Here is a 17,411-nt window from a genome sequence, read left to right as displayed (position 1 = left end):
TCGCCCTCCAATCGTTCTCCATCATGCCGGTGTATCCCGGAATCGCAAAGCGTTGTGCAAAACAAGCGCGATGACCCACGAAGGGTTCCATTTATTGCTATGTCCCCTGTGGTTCCAATGCGTTTGGAAAAAGCCTTCCCCCTGCTCCCCTACAACGGTAAATCCCCATTCGCCGGGTTTCGTGCAAATGCCCTGCCCCATCGCATCAAGCGCCATTCGTCCCCATCGTTCATAATGAGGCTTGCCGGTTAGCCTGCCGAACTGCCAAAACTCATAGGTCGGAAAAAATACGTCCAAGTGATGATTTTGTACGCTGACTCCGGGCCAACCGACGGCGCTGAAGTCTGTGTTCCTAAACGACGAGCCCTGATTATACGCCGGATTCCACATATAAACGAAAGTAAGCAGCCAGTCCGCCGAAATTTCGGCCCATTCGCTATACCGATCATCCCTGGTCAAAAGAAACAGTTCGTAAACGGCAAGGAAAAAATACATGCCCGCTTCCTTATCCTCGCATTTTGCATCGAGCGTGGAACGGGCAAACGGCCGTTCGAACGTCTCGGCATGAAGCTCGTAATAACGCTGCATCATCGCCTCAGCGTGATCCAAAACCCTTTTTTCCAAGGTGATCCGGTATGTTTTCACCAGAGCGATCAAGCACGGCAGGCCGGCCGCCGTTATCATCGTATCCGCCGGCTGGCCGTCCATCAGCCATGCAGCGGGATAAATGCCCGAAGGCAAGGCGCCTCCCAGGAAGAAATTGGCCGATTCGCGCAGAGCGCAGATCCAGCCCGCGGGAACTTCCCGGCCGCTTTCACGGAACAGCAGCGCGATTTCCGCCAGATCGGCCATCGTCTCACCGTAAGCCCGGCTGGAAGTGACAGGCTGCTTGTTCCAATGGAAGTCGTCCCACGTTCCATCCTCCAGCCGATAAGCGCTGTGTCTCACGCCGGGAAATTCGGTGCGGCTTTCGCGCAAATAAAAATCGACGGCCCGTTCGCAACGGGATATCCGTTCCTCCTGTCCGCCTTCGAAACCGAGCTTGGCATCGCACCAGGCCAGCTTCAAGCATTGTCCCGTCCACCCGTACATATAGTGCAGCGGATGCTTGGAAACGTTGCCGAACGGGTTCGAATCGGTAAATTTCACATATCCGGCAGCACCGTTCCCGTCGGTTCTCCAGCGGTCATCCAGCGCGTTCGTCTTCAGCCGAACCAGCTCTTCCAGCGATAGCGGCTTCTTTCCCTCCGGCGCGTACAGCTCCATTCCTTTGCGGACGATTTCCCGGTACGCATGACCGGGGCGGGATACAAAGCCCCAATCCAGCGCGTAACTCTTAGTTAAGGTATAACCTGGCGCAAAGTCCAAATATCCGCCGTGGTACGGTTCCGTTTTGTTTTTGGCCACATAATAGGTATCCTTCTCGCCGTTAAACATCAGCACCCCGCTCAGCGCCGCCGCCACGAACCGGCTCTCCTCTTGAATCGCTCCGAGGGAGCCGTAATGCACGGTACCGTCAGCCGTTTCGACATAGTTGGGGATGGAAAACATGGTGAAGTAACGCGCTCCTGTTTCCGCTGGGTCCACTGGGTCCGCCCACTCCACATTCACGCAAGGAATCGGCAAGCGATGCTCTTCACAAATGAATCCCTTTCCCGAGCCTACTCCAAGCCGGGGGACAACCCGGTTCGGATCGGAGGAAGGATTGTTGTTGTAAATCATGTGAGGAATCGTTACCTTTTCCTTGCCCCGCTTCGGCAGCGTGAACAGGAGGCCAACGGCCACTTCATTCAGCATGCAATCTGTCCGATTTTCCCAACTAACGTCCATGCGTAAGAGATGATGCTCATCAAAAGCCAGACTCAGCGTGACATGCAATCCTTCTAACGCGCCGCAGATCCGAATCAAACCGGATTGGGCGTAAATTTGCGTATCCTTAAGCCCCGGAGTGACCGTATGCCATGGTCTTCCGGCAGAATAACAAAACATCTCCTGCAAAAGCCCTGTGAAAAAGGGAGTGCGCTCACCCGCGTTGCGCATAGTAAGCTGCATACCTTCCTGCGTGATCGCTATCTCGGCTCGTCGCCTCTCATTGCGGCTAACAATGGCGTACACGTGCAGCTCTCCCCTTTCTTGCCCAGCAAAGTTATCAAAAGACGGTCCAACGTCGGATTGAAGCCTACCCTGCCGGCCAGCGGCATGCAGACGAAGAACATGAAACCTTGCCCCAACCGTTTCATGCCTACCAGAGGCAGCTTTCGCTTCCCATTCGGCTCGCCATGCGCATGATAGGCGAATACGATCGGTTCGATCCCCTCGCCTTGCAAATGACAGTTCGATATTCCATCAATTCTGTCCGTAGTCAAATTGTATAAATAAGAGAAATCGTCCGGTTTCATCCCTTGCGTCAGGGGATCGTCAGCTTGAACGGAAAGCGTATACACTTCCCGGAATTTCACCGTCCGGATCTGCGTATCTTCGAGATCCCATACCCCATTATCTGCATGCTTCAACATGCATACAGCCGTTGCGCCATTTCTAACCTTGGCGAGAACAGATGCCCGATGGCGGTCAAATGCTTCCGGAGACGAAACAACGATCGGGCCGTCCGCGGGTGCCGCATCATCATAACGCTCTCCGGCGATACCCAGAAGTGAGCTCACGAGCTCGGACGCCGTATCGAGAACCGAGACCGTTTGCGGCTTTCGGCAGCCTGCCCGCGCAAATGCCTCGAAAGCGAACCGTTCAACGTTCAGCGTGTTCCCGTTTTCATCCAGCAAACTGGCATCCACATACAAGGTCTGCCGATCTTGCACCGAAGGCACGGAGAACAGGATGGAACCTGTATAAAGCGAAGAGGTTACCGGCAGACGGCCGGTTATCTCGTAATGCCCGTAGTCCCGGGTATCGTCACGCAGCGTTGCCACGATTCGGCATTGTCCGTATGCCTTCGCCGTATCGTTCAAGAGCCAAGCTTCGATTTCCAGCGTTTCGCCTTCGTACGCTTTCCACCGATCGCAACGCAGATTGACGCGAACCGGCTCCAAACATTCCTTATACGTGAAATACGCCGGTTTCGGGATTCGATCGACGCCGACAAGCGCTTTCATCCATCCGGCAGGCCATGCGTCAATCAGCAAGTGGATGGCGGTGGACACGACTCTGTCCGCCCTTCTGCGCCAAGCATCCGTCATCAGCTTTGTTGCCAAGCATTGATGCTGCTGGCTGGCCTCGATCCATTCATGCATCGTATGCTGTTCGGCGAACCAGTCCCCGTGAAGATTGTATGTTTGGGCGCCATGGATGGCATTCGGCAGCCAGCGATCCTGTTCGGATGCGGGAAGCCACTCTTTCGGATAGCGGCTCATCATCAGCGCCGCATGATCCAAACCTTCCGTTCCGTACTCTCCGCAGCCCGACTTCCATCCCTCTTTGATGGGTGGAAGAAATCCTTTATACATTTTTCCTACCGTAATGACATTGTTCGTATACCACAAGTTATAGCAGTGAAAATCGGGCAGCCCTTCACGGGTAGGAGGATTGTAGTCCCCTTCCGCGTTTTTGACTACACGATCGGGATTTTCAACAAAAATCGCCTGCCTGGATGCAACGAAAAAAGCTTCCAGTTCATTCCGGTGCAAATGACGATGGCCCTTCCGCCTTTTTTCAGTCCGTGAAGGCTCGTTAATCAGCGATACCATGACCGAAGACGGATGGCTGCGGATCAGCCTCTCCATTTCGGCCGCCTGCCGTACGCCTTCGACGAATTGATTCCGGCGGATAAAGCCGAATGTGGGCAAGTCGCATTGATGCATCATGCCGAGCATATCGAAATAATCATAGATTTCTTCTTGAACCGGACGCTGCGTAATCCGATAAAAATTTAAATTCGCGATCTTGGCGATCAAGATATCATCGATTAATTGGTCGAAATCGTTATTCATCACACACTGCTGCAAGTGCCCCATTTCATTGGCGCCTCTTAAAATGATCGGAGAATTGTTCAGATATAGCGTGCCTTTCGGCGCTTCCTGTTCATCCATATGGAATTTTCTCATGCCGAAAATACGATCCTGGCTATCCGGGCACTCATCACCGTTCTTTACTTCGATACGCGCGATATAGAGCAGAGGGGATTCCGGCTCCCAGAGCTGAAAGGATGGAAAATCCACCTTGTACCGGAAATAATTGATGCCCGGTCCGGCGTAAGCCACTGCAAACGAGATGGGATCTACGCCTTGACCGATAAAATTTTTCGGTATAATTTCAAGCTGCAATTCGAAATTTTCCATAATTCGTGTCGTCGTGTTCACCGCATCGATCCATACTTCCACAGAGCCGTCGTCAATGTTCGGCCGTACGAACACATCCTGGATAAACAGCTCCGACCGCTGTTCCAAATACACTTTGTTGTAAATGCCGGCGCCCGGCGGACAATGATTCCAGCCGCTATAAGGGTCATCCCATCCAGGTCCGGTCGCTGCGTAAATTTTGTCGCCGTCCAGTCTCGTGCCGCCGACTCCCATCATCGGAAAATCAGTCTGCACCTCCACGACCAACGTGTTATGTTCTTGTAAAAAGTCCGTTACATCGAATTCGAACGGGGCAAAAAAACCTTCATGGCTCCCTATACACTTGTGATTGAGATACACGGTCGTTTTATAATCAACGCCTTTAAACACGATGTAAACGCGTTTACCTACAGGAATGGAGGGATAAGCGAACTCGCTGCGATAAAATCCCGTCCATTTGCCGTTTTCTCCGGTCGGTCCGCGGAAATCGGGCACCGTCACCGTCTCCCAATCTCCCGCGCCTTCCAATACGCGAGTAAAATCGGCATCTTCCGGCTTTTGATAGCGAAATTGAAATTCGCTGCATATTTGCCGATCCCGCTTTGTGGATGGAGCCGGCACCAAATTTCTCAAATAAGGACGGTATTTCTCGCGCAGCCGCTTCAGCTCCTCATGAAACCGTGCCATCTGCGCTTCGAACGTAAGCCCGGATACGTACTTCGCCTTTTCCGTCCCCGGTGCGAAATATTTTTTTTCGTAAGCTATAGGCGGAATGTCCCGCAGTTCGTCTTTATTGCCGGGATGTTCGCGAAACGCGATTTCTGCGAACTGATCCAAACGTTTTGTTGGCTCCAATCAGATCTCCACCTTACTCCTCGTCATACCGTCACGATTTCAAAATCTAACGAAAATCCTTCTTCATCCTGCGGATACATCCTCACTTCCGCTCCTCCGAAACGCTGCGTCCAGTTCTCTCCCAAGAACGGTTCGACGGTCTCTTTCACTGCACCCGCCAAAAAATCGTTTGTGACGATCCAGCGGCCGTTGCCCATTTTCCCGCTGTTCCTTAACTGCACCGGACAATCCGGAGGGAGCAGCCAGTCGGCGATCACAACGACGGCCCCGTCTTCCGCTCTTCGGGTAACCATGGATAACGTGTCTGCGGAAAGCGAGGTACCTCCGATGATAATCAATTTAGGTTGTCCGAGCTTTTCTGCGCTTACGCGGTCATCAAACGCCAGAACATTCCGCAGCGGATAGAATAACGGATGCACCCTTTTACCGCCGCTGCCGGCAAACCCCTGTTCGAGCGGAAACCGCTCGAGCGGCACTTCGCGTTTCAATTGGTGCCGAGGAAAGTCGTAACCCGGAATATGCATGCAGCTTCCATGGGCCGGAATCGCGCCCCGGCTGAGCAAATGCCAGATATGAAAGACGCTTTGACTCGGGATGATGTCCTGCGTCGGGAGCGTTCGGTTGCCGAATAACCGCACGTTTTGACCATAGTTGCCGTCGTCCGAATGAATGATCGCGATATCCGGTTCCGCCTGCGAGTGATGCCAAGTGAGCGGATGCTCCGGAATAAACTTTCTCACGAACTGCTGCCACACCTCGCCGAATTCCGTCTTTGCGAATCCAGCCGTCGTATGCTTCAACAGGACGTCGATATTTTCCACGAACAAATGGGACGGCCCCATGAAGTAACCCATCTTTAAAGCGGATTCGAATTCCTGAGGGGAATGGCCTGGAAATCCGGGAAACCTCGTAAACCAATTCCCCGTATCCGGCCCCCACAAATCGGCGCAAATCCATAGCGCTCTCCCGTACTGTTTGGCCGCCCCCAAAGCTGTAGACAACTGCAGCGATTGGAACGATTCCTTCATGATTTTCGGGCAAAGATCCATTCCCGCTCTGGCAAATGTGTGGAACATCGTAGGAAATACGTGCTCCGATATCAAAGGCACGGATTCGCCTGGCGACCCTGCCCGCTCCACAACGCTCTTGACGTGATGGGCACGGGTCAAAACCGCTTGTTCCACCTTGCTTCGCGACTGCTCCAAATTCAAACCGTCCGTGCCGCCCCAATGAGGAAACCATCCGTCTTTGCGGTACTGTCCAGCATTGATTTGCAAATGCTCCGGCTCATCGTACAGAAGCCCGATGCACCGCCCTGAGCCGGAAGCCTCAATGATGGCCTCATCCGGCACGTCATACCGGTTCGTCCCTTCGACCCAAGGTCCGTTAATGTTGCCGTATTCGTTGCCGAGGCAAATGTCCATGCCCGCTGCGGCGATATCCGCGACTACGTCCCAATGATCAACCTCCGGCAGCACATGATGAACGTAAAAGTCCGCATCCAGCTCACGGAGGATATTCACAAAAGCGCCGGTCTCCGGCTTCGGATCCTGCGAGGAACAGATGCTCCCCGTCCCCGTCCGCATAATAAGATCCGAAGCCTCTCCCGCCCACGGATCCTGCCAGGCTACGACAGGGCCCTGAATGCCCAGTTTCGGTTTATGCGAGTTATGCTCCACCGCTGTTCGTCACTCCCCTGCTTGCCTCGACGTTGTCAAAAGCTTGGCGGATTATGGCTATGCAATCGGCCACTTCTTCCGGCTTGGCATGCTCGAGAATCAACGGTACATCCGGCAGCCTGCGCGCGAGGAGTCCCGCATACACGTTCCAATCCGCTTGCCCCGCCCCGACCCGGGGTGTCGTGAATCCCCCGTCACTGTATAGTGCGTCTTTGGCATGCGCAATCGGTGAGTAATCGCCGATAGCGTCAAACATTTTCGCCATTGCCTCAGGTTGTCGGCTTAGATCTTCTTGCGTCAAGTAGTTAAAAGGATCCATGATGAACGCCAAGCCCTCGGTGCCGAGCCGTTTCAACATTTCCGCTGCTTGTTCCGTAGTGGCCAGAACGTTATGCACGAATCCTTCGGCTAACAGAATGACGCCGTTCTTCACCGCACGGTTCCGCAGCCTGTCGACGATTTGCAGCAGCTGCTCCCAAGCGTCTCCGGTCCGGTTGCCTTCAAAATCGCGCCAAGCGTTGGTCGGATGAAGGCTCCCCGTCTCCGTCGCGATATACCTAGTGCCATAGGCCGAACATAGGTCGATCATCTTCTCCAGCTGCTCAAGCTTGACTTCCCTTTTTTGAAGGTTAGGATTCATCAAATTCGTGTATCCCGACAAGCCGACGACGGAAATGCCTCTGCTCTCAAAAATCGTGCGGATTTTCTCGGCCCGGATGACTGAGAACGGCTCGTCGTCCATCACCTGCATAGCCTGCTTGGGGTCAATCTGCACATGCATCATGCCCTGATTGCCGGCGTCTTCGGCCATGGCTTCCGCACTCCAGCCCATATAGATGTAACTCATAAATCCGAGTCGGTTCATCCTGCAACGCTCCCTTTCAGCACATCCGTTCTTTCCACCACACAGCCTTCCTGGCTGGATGCTACCATTGCCGTTGTCATGGCCACGGTTTGCAAGTTATCTTCCGGCGTGACCGGCGGGAGCTTGCCTTCCTCCAAAGCGGTCATGAAGGCGATCATGGAGCCTGCGAAAGCATCCGGGAACCAAGTGCCTTTCAGCTTGATCTCGTGTACGACATTTTTTTGCTTGTTCAGCGCCATGTACAGCGTGTCCTGCGTGCACCAAAGACTGCCTTCCGTGCCGTCGATCCACCACGTATTGCCGTGGGAGCGGCTTGCTTTAACGATATTGTTAAAATTAAGCGTTGCCATTAACGGATTTCGGCCGCCCTTCGGTCCGAACTCCACGTTCGCCGAGTAAATCAGCGGGTCGATCGCGTTTTGCCGGTTCAGCTGCGCTGTCGTGCAGTGCACCCGGGACCATTCTTCAGGGTAAGGATTGAAATACCGGCACAGATCTACGTAGTGTACGCCGTGGTCGACGATGTTGAAATTGTTCATATTCGTCCACCACCAGCCGGCCTGGTCCTGGAACGAGCGCATGTAATGATGAATGCTATATATTTCGCCAATGGGGTCCTGCTCCAGCACCGTCTTTAGCGCCTTATGTGCCGGAGCCCAGCGAGCCTGTTGGTTGACGCCGAGGATGATGCCGAGCCGGTTCGCCTCTTTGCTGAGACGCTCGGCGTGAGCCAGATCCAGCGCCAACGGCTTTTGGCACAATACCGGCCTCGGAGCCTTGCCGATTAATTTCAGCACTTCGAGCCGTGGTTCGGGATGAATCGCCAAATCGATAACGCCTACTTCCTCCCTCGAGAGCAGTTCGTTCACATCGGTCGTCCAGAACGGAATATCGAACTTCTCCGCCGTGGCGCGCGCCGCTTCCTCATTGACGTCGCAGCAAGCCGCAATATGCAAACCATATTTGCGGTAGGCGGGCAAATGCGCCGTATTGGCTATGCTGCCGCACCCGATGAGGCCGATTCCGTATTCGTTCACATTCGCTATATGCTTCTTACTGGGCAAATAATGTTCTGGTCTGATGAACTCCATAGTCCCACCTCTTTATTTCTTACATTACACGAGTATGGAAAATCATTTATAGGGTGTTCATGCTTTTTTGTAGGGAGGATTCAACCACTTCGAAGTTTATGTATAGTAAGATGACCGCGAAAAACTTATGCTAGACAAAAATACGCATTCATAAAAAGGAGGATTATGCAGATATTTAAAAAGCTTGAGTTAAACTATAAAAACAAACTGATCATTACTTTTGTGCTGGTCGCGTTCTTGCCGTCAATCTTCATGCATTTTTTGACCTATATGAATTCAACGCGGGCCATGAATACAAAAATCAACGAACTCGTTACGTATAATTTGATTCAAACGAATAAAAATCTAAATGCAAGCTTATCCGAGTACGAGGATGTCCTATATCAATTGATTATTAGTGAAGACGTTATCAAATCCACCAAAAAAATACTTCATGGCTCCGACTTCGATCAGCTTACTTACTCGGACACACTTATACAGATATTTTCCGGTTACACGAACTCCAAACCAGGGATTCGAGGATTTACTTATTTCGATAATAACGGAAATATATTAGCCTCCTATGACAAAGCCACAGGTTCGTCCTTATGGAGCGAAGAGAGGAACAATATACCGTTTCTCTTGATTATGAAGCTGAATAACATCCAGCAAGGTCCCCTCATTACCTCGACGGAAAAAGTGAATGCAGACAGCAGCGACGGACAATTTGTGTTCCATATCGCACGGAGGCTGTACGGCATTTCGTCCGATCGTCTAGAGAAAATGGGCTACATCGTAATGACATTGGAAGAATCGGTTCTGGCTAACGCGTGCAGCATTTCACTGATGGATGCAAAAGCCCAGGGAATGAGCAACGCCAACATTCTCATCGATCACGCTCAGAACATCGTGTCATTCCCGGACGAAAAAAGAATCGGATCCCATTTCTCCGGCATTCTGGGCGTAAAGGACATATCTAAGGATCATCTTCCTGAGCAGGCAATGGTTCTCGGGCAGTCCTCCATGATGAACTATTACCCGAATGAGAAGACGGGCTGGACCATTGTAAGCATGACTAACGAACAGAAAATGTTCGGTGAAATGTACGCCATGCAGAAGATAAATTTATGGACAGGATTTGCGATATTCCTGGTCACTACGCTTCTCATCGTATATTTCTCAGGCTTATTGACCAAATCGATACACAAAATCGTGAATGCGATGAAACTGACGGAACATGGTAATCTCAACGTGAAAATCGAAGACAACACCGGAGATGAAATTTCGATCATTGCTTCAAGCTACAATAACATGATGACAACCATTAACGAGCTGATGGAGGAAACGAAGTTGGCCGTGCAAAAACAAAAGGAGTCGGAGATCCGGTCGTTAGAGGCTCAAATCAACCCGCATTTTTTATACAATACGCTGGATTCGATTAACTGGATGGCCATCGAGAAAGAGGAGCATGACATTAGCCAGATGATAAAGGGGCTCGCGCTTATTCTTCGCTACAGCATTAGCCATAGCAATCAGATGGTAAATCTCGCTTATGAGCTTGAATGGCTGGAGCACTACTTGTTTTTACAGCAAAATCGATTCAATGATTCGTTTCAATATTTCATTCATCTCGATCCGAGTGTGAAAGAGGTTAAACTATATAAGCTTTTGCTTCAGCCTTTCGTAGAAAATACGATCATACATGGCTTTGCCGGGAAAAAATCCGGCGCCGAACTCCATATCCGCTTCCGGCTCAATGATGAGGGCTTCTTATGCGTAGAAATCGAAGATAACGGTTGCGGCATGGACGAATCCACCGTAAGAACGATGCTGGATGGCGGTGCCCGGGAGTTTGGGGCAATCGGATCCGGAATAGGCATACGGAACGTGATCGAAAGGCTGCATTTGTACTATGGGGACAAAGCACAATGCAGAGTCGAGAGCACAATAGGCAAGGGAACCAAGGTGAGTCTGATTTTTCCGATTGATGCCAATGCGCAAAAGGATGGTGATTTATGAGAATCGTGGTTGTTGAGGATGAAGAGAAAGTACGTAAAGGGATTATTCGTTTGATTCACAAATTGAGCGACGCCTATCAAGTTGTTGGAGAATGCGAGAACGGTTTGGAAGGGGTGGCGATCATTAAACAAACAAAGCCGGATTTAGTCGTTACGGACATTCGAATGCCCGTCATGAGCGGGATTGACATGCTAGAGATGTTGAAAAAGGAAGGAATCACTCCCAGAACGATCATATTAAGCGGATATTCCGAATTTGAATTTGCCCGAAAAGCTCTTCATATCGGTGTCGTGATCGAGTATTTACTGAAACCGATTACAGCCGATGATTTACAGCAGGTGCTGCTTCATGCGGAAAAAGACGTTACAAACCAGCTGCTGAACGGGATGCCGCAAAGCCAAACGGGTACAGATCTCGAACAAGATGACTTGCGAAAAGCTTTGCTCGAAACCGCAGACAAAATTGCCGAACAATTGGCGCAGATGCCCAAAAGCCATAGTCTAGTGATCCATAAATCAATGAAAATCATTCAGGATAAATTCAGCAGCGGAATTACGCTGGAGGAATTGGCGAACTCATTGAACATTACTCCGGAATACTTAAGCTCTTTGTTTCAAAAAGAATTGGGCATCTCATTTACTGCTTATATCAAGGATATCAGAATCAAAAAGGCCAAAGAATTGTTGATGAGTCGCTTGAAAGCGTTTGAAGTCGCGCAGCAGGTAGGATATTCGGATGCAAAGTATTTTACCCGTGTGTTTAAAGAGGCAACGGGATTAACGCCGGGCGAATTTCAAAAGCTTTACCGCTAAGAAAAACTTTGCAGGCAATGCAATCTACTTTAAAACTGTCCACCTATCTTAAAATATTAGAATTATCAACTCTCAAGGTTTGGATTATGATAATCTTGCTTCACAAATATGAAACAAAATTTAACCGTTTTCATGCACAAATCAAGGAGGGTGAAAATGAAAAAACGCATGATTTTTGCAACGCTATTGACAACTTTGGTCGGCGCGGGATTGATTGGTTGCACGGCCATCAATGAAAGCGCAGAGGTCACGGAGGTTCCTGTCAAGCCCGCAGAAAACGAATTGTTCATCTACACGGCATGGCCTGCATTTTACGTCAAAGAAGATATTTTCGAGAAGCAGATCGGCCAATTACTCAAAAAGAAGTTTCCGGATGTCAAGATCAAGCATGTTGCTTGGGATAATCCGGGCAGAAGGTATGAAGACTTGATTGCGGCAGGCACCATCCCCGACATTATATTCGATGAAGTCAGACGCAACTCGTACAGACAGGTCGGAAGGTTCAAAATGGAATATGACATGACCGATCTGATCAAAAAACACAATTTCGACACCGGCAGGTTGAATCCGTCCGACATGCAGCGTTCCATTGCTGCTTCCGAAGGAAAACTGTACTCGCTGCCCTTCAATAATAACGAATGGGTGCTGGTTTATAACAAAGATATTTTTGACAAGTTTGGTGTGGAATACCCAAAAGACGGCATGACATGGGATGAAGCCTTTGAAAAGACACAGAAGCTGACCCGTCAGGAGGGAGAAGTCACCTACAAAGGCTTCCAGATGAATCCCGCCCACTATATGAGATTTAATCAGCTTTCGGAGCCAGGACTCGACCCCAATGAAGACAAGGCTGCCATGACCTCCGACAACTGGGTGAAGATTGTAAACAATATTAGACGCTTCTACGAGATTCCCGGCAATCAGCTGGTCAAAACGAACCAATTCTCTAAAGGGAACGTTGCGATGATCGTGGATTCATTGGAAAATGCGACAAGACTGATCAACGAGAACAAAAGTATCAATTTTGATGTCTCTTCGGTGCCTGTATTTCCGGAGACGCCCAAGTCCAAATTTCAGCCCAACACGAATGGAATGTTTATTACGAATCAATCCACCAAGAAGGATCTGGCGTTTCAAGTGATCGCTTATCTGCTGTCGCCGGAGTATCAAATCGAACTGTCAAAACAAGGTGTCATCACTTCGCTCATGGATCCGGCAGTTCAACAAGCCTTCGCGAAAGACTTGCCGGAATGGAATGGCAAGCACACCCAGTCGCTCTTTTATTTAAACAGCGCCAAACCTCCGCTTCGCAAACCGGGTTTGACATTTATAGACACGAATTCGGACAGTGTATGGAATCTCATCGCGAAGGAATCCAAGGACAGTCAAACGGCACTGCGTATGACCAATGATTCGATGAACAAGAACATCCAAGAAGCTAAAGAGCTTGAAAAGCAAGGCGGAGTAAACCCGTACCAGTAACTTTATCGATTCAAAAATCGATGTAGGGGCAGTTTTGGGGTATGCAAAAGCCACCAGATCTCCAGGCTCGCTCTTGGTAAGCCGCGTAGCAGGAACCTCCGGAATCCCCGATTATTTTTCACTTGAACAAATACACGCTTCACCTCGAAAATGAGACACCCACCTCCTTTAAGTGAGTAAAATCGGACTGCGGCGAACGAAGAGGAATCTGGTCGCCCCTAAATCGATTTTACCCACTTGGAGTGGGCAATTTGAACAAATAGCCTTTCAAAACCGTCTGCAAGTGGGTAAAATCGGACTTGGGGGAAATAATTGAGGTACCCACCACCTCTAAGTGGGTAAAATCGGACTGCGGTAAACGAAGAGGAATCTGGTCGCCCATAAATCGATTTTACCCACATTGGGTGGGCAATTTGAACAAATGGCCCCTTCCACCAATGCACCGCAAGAGGCTACCCTTTGGGGGCAGCCTCTGTCCGTATAACTACGCTATCCTATTAGTAAAGCTAAATGTTCGTAGCCATTTTCGCTTCTATGCTTTGCGTTTGCTTTCCTGTCGTAAGCACATACGTCTTGCCTGCCTCAGCGCGGAACTGGATCACATCGCCGGAGGCAACCGCTTCAACCGCCACACCGCCCGACTCCACGATAAGAGGGAGCTCCGGACGTTTGCAGATGACGGTGCACGCCTGGTTATGCTTTGCCCGGATGACGCAACGGGTCAGCTCGCCTGCTTCCCAGGCCAAATCAATCTCGTAGCCGCCCCTGGCACGCAATCCGCTGACTTCGCCTCTCGCCCAAGCGCCCGGCAAAGCCGGGAGCAAGTTAATCTCCCCACGGTGCGATTGCAAGAGCATCTCGGCGATCCCCGCCGTTCCGCCAAAATTCCCGTCGATCTGAAACGGCGGATGATTGTCGAACATGTTCGGCAATGTAGAGTGGGACAGCAGCATGCGAAGATGCTCGTAAGACTGGTCTCCATCCTCCAATCGCGCAAAGAAATTAACGATCCACGCCCGGCTCCAGCCCGTATGGCCGCTTCCGGCTTCCAACCTGCGATCCAGAGTTCGTTTGGCAGCCTGCGCCCATTCCGGCGTATGGCGTACATGAATGATCTCGCCGGGATGGAGGGCGAACAAGTGGGAAATATGGCGATGACCCGGATGCACTTCATCCCAGTCCCTCACCCATTCCTGCAGCTGCCCGTGCTTCCCGATTTGCGGCTGCGGCAGCTTACGCAGCACACGTTCCCACTCGTGGCGGATCGCTTCATCCGTTTGCAAAATGCCGGATGCCTCGATACAAGCGCGGAACAAGGTGTAGATGATTTGGGTATCCATGGATGGACCTATCGTCAAGCACCCTACGCTGCCGTCGGAGCCGATGAATTTATTTTCGGGAGAGGTGGACGGTCCCGTGATGAGGCGTCCCTCTTCGTCTTCAAACAAATAGTCCAGGAAAAATTCAGCCGCTTCTTTCATGGCCGGATACGCCCGTTCGCGAAGGAAACGTTCGTCCAATCCATACCGGTAATGCTCCCATAGATGCAAGGTTAACCAAGCCGCACCCATCGGCCAAATCGATCCCGGCATAAAATTACCCTCGATTTGGGTGGCTCCCCACATATCGGTATTATGGTGGGCAACAAACCCTCTGCAGCCATATACCGTTTGCGCCGTTCTCCTGCCATTCACGCGCATGCGGTCGATCAAATCGAACAACGGCTCATGACATTCAGAAAGATTGCACACTTCCGCGTGCCAGTAATTCATCTCCGTGTTGATATTGATCGTATATTTACACTCCCACGGCGGAGTAAAACTTTCGTTCCATATGCCCTGCAAATTCGCAGGGTTCGAACCTGGACGGGAGGAGGCCATAAGCAAGTACCTGCCGTACTGAAAATACAGGGCGATGAGACCGGGGTCGCTCCCGCCTTCTTTGAACCGCTGCAATCGGGCATCGGTAGGCAGCAAATCGGCCTCGCCGGCATCTTCGGGCCGCCCTAGCTCCAGCTTTACTCGCCCAATCTTAGACACATGATCCGCTATGTGATCCTGCTTCACTTTTTCATACCCTTTGCTTGCCGCTTGCTCCAACTGACGAATGCACGCCACTTTCGGGTCCGAGTGCCGGAAAGATGTTGCAGCTGCGATATAAATCGTAACCGCCTCTGCCTGAACAATGAGGAAATCTCCGATCGCTTGGACCGATCCGCCATCCGGAACCGCTTTCACAGCAGCACAGTAGGTGACACCGCCTTTGCCGTTTTCTCCGCTCATTACCAAAGTGTCATTCGCAATTTTTTGAGTGCCTTCATCAAACGGTCTTCGGCTTAAGTGCATGCGAAGATTCAATTTCCCCGGACGATCGCACTTGATCCGGATCGCCATCACCTGATCGACGCTGCTACTGAACAATTCCCGCGAGTGCTGAATATCGTTAAGACAATAGCCTACATGCGCAATTCCCTGCTCAATGTCCAAATCCCTATAGTAATTCGAAATCATTTTCTTTTCGCCGTCATGGTAAATTTGAAAATCCCCGAGCGGTTGATATGGATGCAGCGATTTGGGTAGCGACATCATGCCCACTTGCGCGAGCTCTTCCGCCTCAATTTGTTTGCCTTTCATTAACAGCTGGCGGACCCTCGGAAAATATTGCCGGCCATCCGGATTATCCCCGTTAACCGGTCCGCCGTACCAGACGGAGTCTTCGTTTAATTGCAGCCTTTCGTTATTCACTTTACCGAATATCATGGCACCAAGCCGCCCGTTGCCGATCGGCAGCGCTTCCGACCACGATCTTGCCGGTTTTTCGTACCACAACATGGTGTTTCGGGCCGATTTTCTCGCTTGTTTCATTAGCATCACTCCTTGATTTGTTGTATACGTAAAGCGTAGTATAGCTTTCCTGGCAATTGGATCCGAAAACGCCCTTCAAATGTACTTTCGAGCGGAGTGACGGTCATGTTCCAGGTATCGATCAGATCCACTTTGTAGCTGCCTTCCGGCAACATAAATTCACGGTAAGCAAAGCGATGCGGACCAAAATACTGCAAATAATACTCGCCTGACGCCGACAACGTCGCCGCATCATAGCTGTCGCTGGTATAGGCCAAATGATCAGGCGCTTCCTCAAGGATTCCGCACAGAAATTCGATTCTCCGAACGCATTTTCCGTGAAGCTCTCCGCCATGCGACCACCAGAGAATCTGTTCGGGATTCCAATACGTTTCCCCGTGAGTCACATAACCGCCCCGGCACGTGCCTTCCCAGATCCGGCAAAGTAATTCTTCAGGCGTCAAACTGCCCCACCTTGCATCCAAATTCCCCTCATAGCCGCATTCGTCGATGATCGCCGGCTTGCCGTATTGCTTCGTGCATTCCGAAACGACCTTTACATCGGCATGCTGGATACTCGCATGCGTGATCCATGATGCTCCGAAATCGTACCACGTTCTGCAGTTATGAATAGAGCGCAGATGCCCTCCGTAATCGCACTCCTGCACAATTCGGAAAAGGCGGCTCCAATCATCGATTTGTTTATGCTTCATTAAATCGTACTCATTGGCTAATGACCACCACACATTGCTGTAAGCGGCAAGCCGTGCAACGACATAGCGCACATAACGGTCATCTTCTTCCGTAGACATTCGGTCAAATCCCCAGCGGCCTTCGTCATACGGGTGAAACAAGATAAGATCCGCCTGAATGCCCATTGCCGCCAGATCCTTCACCCGCTGCTCCAAATGAGCAAAATAGTCCGGATTAAAACGTGTACAATCGAAACCGGATTCCGGCGAACCCTCAAATGGATAGGAGTCGGGTTCCGTGTCATTAAACATGTAAAACTTCGGGAAAACGCACATACGAATTTTGTTAAATGGCGAATGACTGAGCGTCCACAGCGTTTGTTTTTGTACTTCTTCATTCTGTAAGTGCCACACATAACACGTCGTGCCAATCGGCGTATAACGCGTTCCGTCCGCATATTGAAATTGCGTGGTACCTTTGACCCTTACGGGACCATGATTACCAGGCGAAGGAGCGGTACACATAAACTCCCCTGCCATGCCTTCCATTTCCGCACAATCGCTCGAAGTCTCAAAAGTCCAGACACCTTCTTCCTCCGGCATAAACCGGATGCGGTACTTGCCGTTGCCGTCATAAAAGCCTTCGGCAAAAGCTTCACTTAGCCCCTTTATGAACCGGGCGCTGAGTTGAACATCAGTGAACGGGTTCCCATGAGAGGGGCCGTCCATCGTTAACTCAAACATGCCCCAGCGCTCTACAACATTTGTAAAGTCCAGAATCATCTCCTCCTTCCAGGCCATC

Annotated in this window: 10 protein-coding genes; 3 read left to right on the top strand and 7 right to left on the bottom strand. The window is 50.8% G+C overall.

Annotation, left to right across the window (positions count from 1 at the left end; all coding sequences use genetic code 11):
* Positions 1-21 precede the first annotated feature (21 nt).
* From ICC18_RS00735 to ICC18_RS00715, 5 genes are read right to left on the bottom strand one after another with little or no spacing between them, the layout of a single operon-like run.
* The gene (locus ICC18_RS00735; RefSeq protein WP_188172471.1) at positions 22-2,115 is read right to left on the bottom strand and encodes a hypothetical protein; all 2,094 of its coding nucleotides are present in this window, start codon (positions 2,113-2,115) and stop codon (positions 22-24) included.
* Positions 2,070-5,147 carry a glycosyl hydrolase 2 galactose-binding domain-containing protein gene (locus ICC18_RS00730; protein ID WP_188172470.1) on the bottom strand — a complete coding sequence of 1,026 codons (3,078 nt, stop codon included), beginning with the start codon at positions 5,145-5,147 and terminating at the stop codon, positions 2,070-2,072. Before ICC18_RS00730 ends, ICC18_RS00735 begins: the two co-directional genes overlap by 46 nt.
* 23 nt (positions 5,148-5,170) lie before the next feature.
* Complete coding sequence (locus ICC18_RS00725) at positions 5,171-6,826, bottom strand: hypothetical protein (RefSeq protein ID WP_188172469.1); 1,656 nt, start codon at positions 6,824-6,826, stop codon at positions 5,171-5,173.
* A complete protein-coding gene (locus ICC18_RS00720) occupies positions 6,816-7,691 on the bottom strand; it encodes a sugar phosphate isomerase/epimerase family protein (RefSeq protein WP_188172468.1) in 876 nt (291 codons plus the stop codon). The genes ICC18_RS00725 and ICC18_RS00720 overlap by 11 nt, the downstream gene beginning before the upstream one ends.
* Positions 7,688-8,782: a Gfo/Idh/MocA family protein gene (locus ICC18_RS00715; RefSeq protein ID WP_188172467.1), complete on the bottom strand. Its 1,095-nt coding sequence runs from the start codon at positions 8,780-8,782 to the stop codon at positions 7,688-7,690. Before ICC18_RS00715 ends, ICC18_RS00720 begins: the two co-directional genes overlap by 4 nt.
* 165 nt (positions 8,783-8,947) lie before the next feature.
* Between ICC18_RS00715 and ICC18_RS00710 the strand changes: the two genes are divergently transcribed.
* The 3 genes from ICC18_RS00710 (at position 8,948) to ICC18_RS00700 (ending at position 13,074) form a co-directional block, all read left to right on the top strand.
* Positions 8,948-10,780 (top strand): cache domain-containing sensor histidine kinase, encoded by a 1,833-nt coding sequence (locus ICC18_RS00710; protein ID WP_188172466.1) that lies wholly within the window; start codon positions 8,948-8,950, stop codon positions 10,778-10,780.
* Positions 10,777-11,592, top strand: a complete 816-nt coding sequence (locus ICC18_RS00705) for a response regulator transcription factor (RefSeq protein ID WP_188172465.1) — start codon at positions 10,777-10,779, stop codon at positions 11,590-11,592. Before ICC18_RS00710 ends, ICC18_RS00705 begins: the two co-directional genes overlap by 4 nt.
* Before the next feature lie 156 nt (positions 11,593-11,748).
* Positions 11,749-13,074: an ABC transporter substrate-binding protein gene (locus ICC18_RS00700; RefSeq protein ID WP_188172464.1), complete on the top strand. Its 1,326-nt coding sequence runs from the start codon at positions 11,749-11,751 to the stop codon at positions 13,072-13,074.
* 506 nt (positions 13,075-13,580) lie between these two features.
* Here ICC18_RS00700 and ICC18_RS00695 read toward each other — a convergent pair.
* Positions 13,581-15,938 (bottom strand): glycoside hydrolase family 95 protein, encoded by a 2,358-nt coding sequence (locus ICC18_RS00695; RefSeq protein WP_188172463.1) that lies wholly within the window; start codon positions 15,936-15,938, stop codon positions 13,581-13,583.
* Between the two features lie 5 nt (positions 15,939-15,943).
* Positions 15,944-17,392 carry a DUF5605 domain-containing protein gene (locus tag ICC18_RS00690; protein ID WP_188172462.1) on the bottom strand — a complete coding sequence of 483 codons (1,449 nt, stop codon included), beginning with the start codon at positions 17,390-17,392 and terminating at the stop codon, positions 15,944-15,946.
* Positions 17,393-17,411: the final 19 nt, after the last annotated feature.

Source organism: Paenibacillus sedimenti (assembly GCF_014534655.1).
In the GTDB taxonomy this organism is placed as follows: Bacteria; Bacillota; Bacilli; order Paenibacillales; family NBRC-103111; genus Paenibacillus_E; species Paenibacillus_E sedimenti.
Note: the sequence above shows the minus strand (reverse complement) of the source record. Positions and strands in the feature narration are given on the sequence as shown.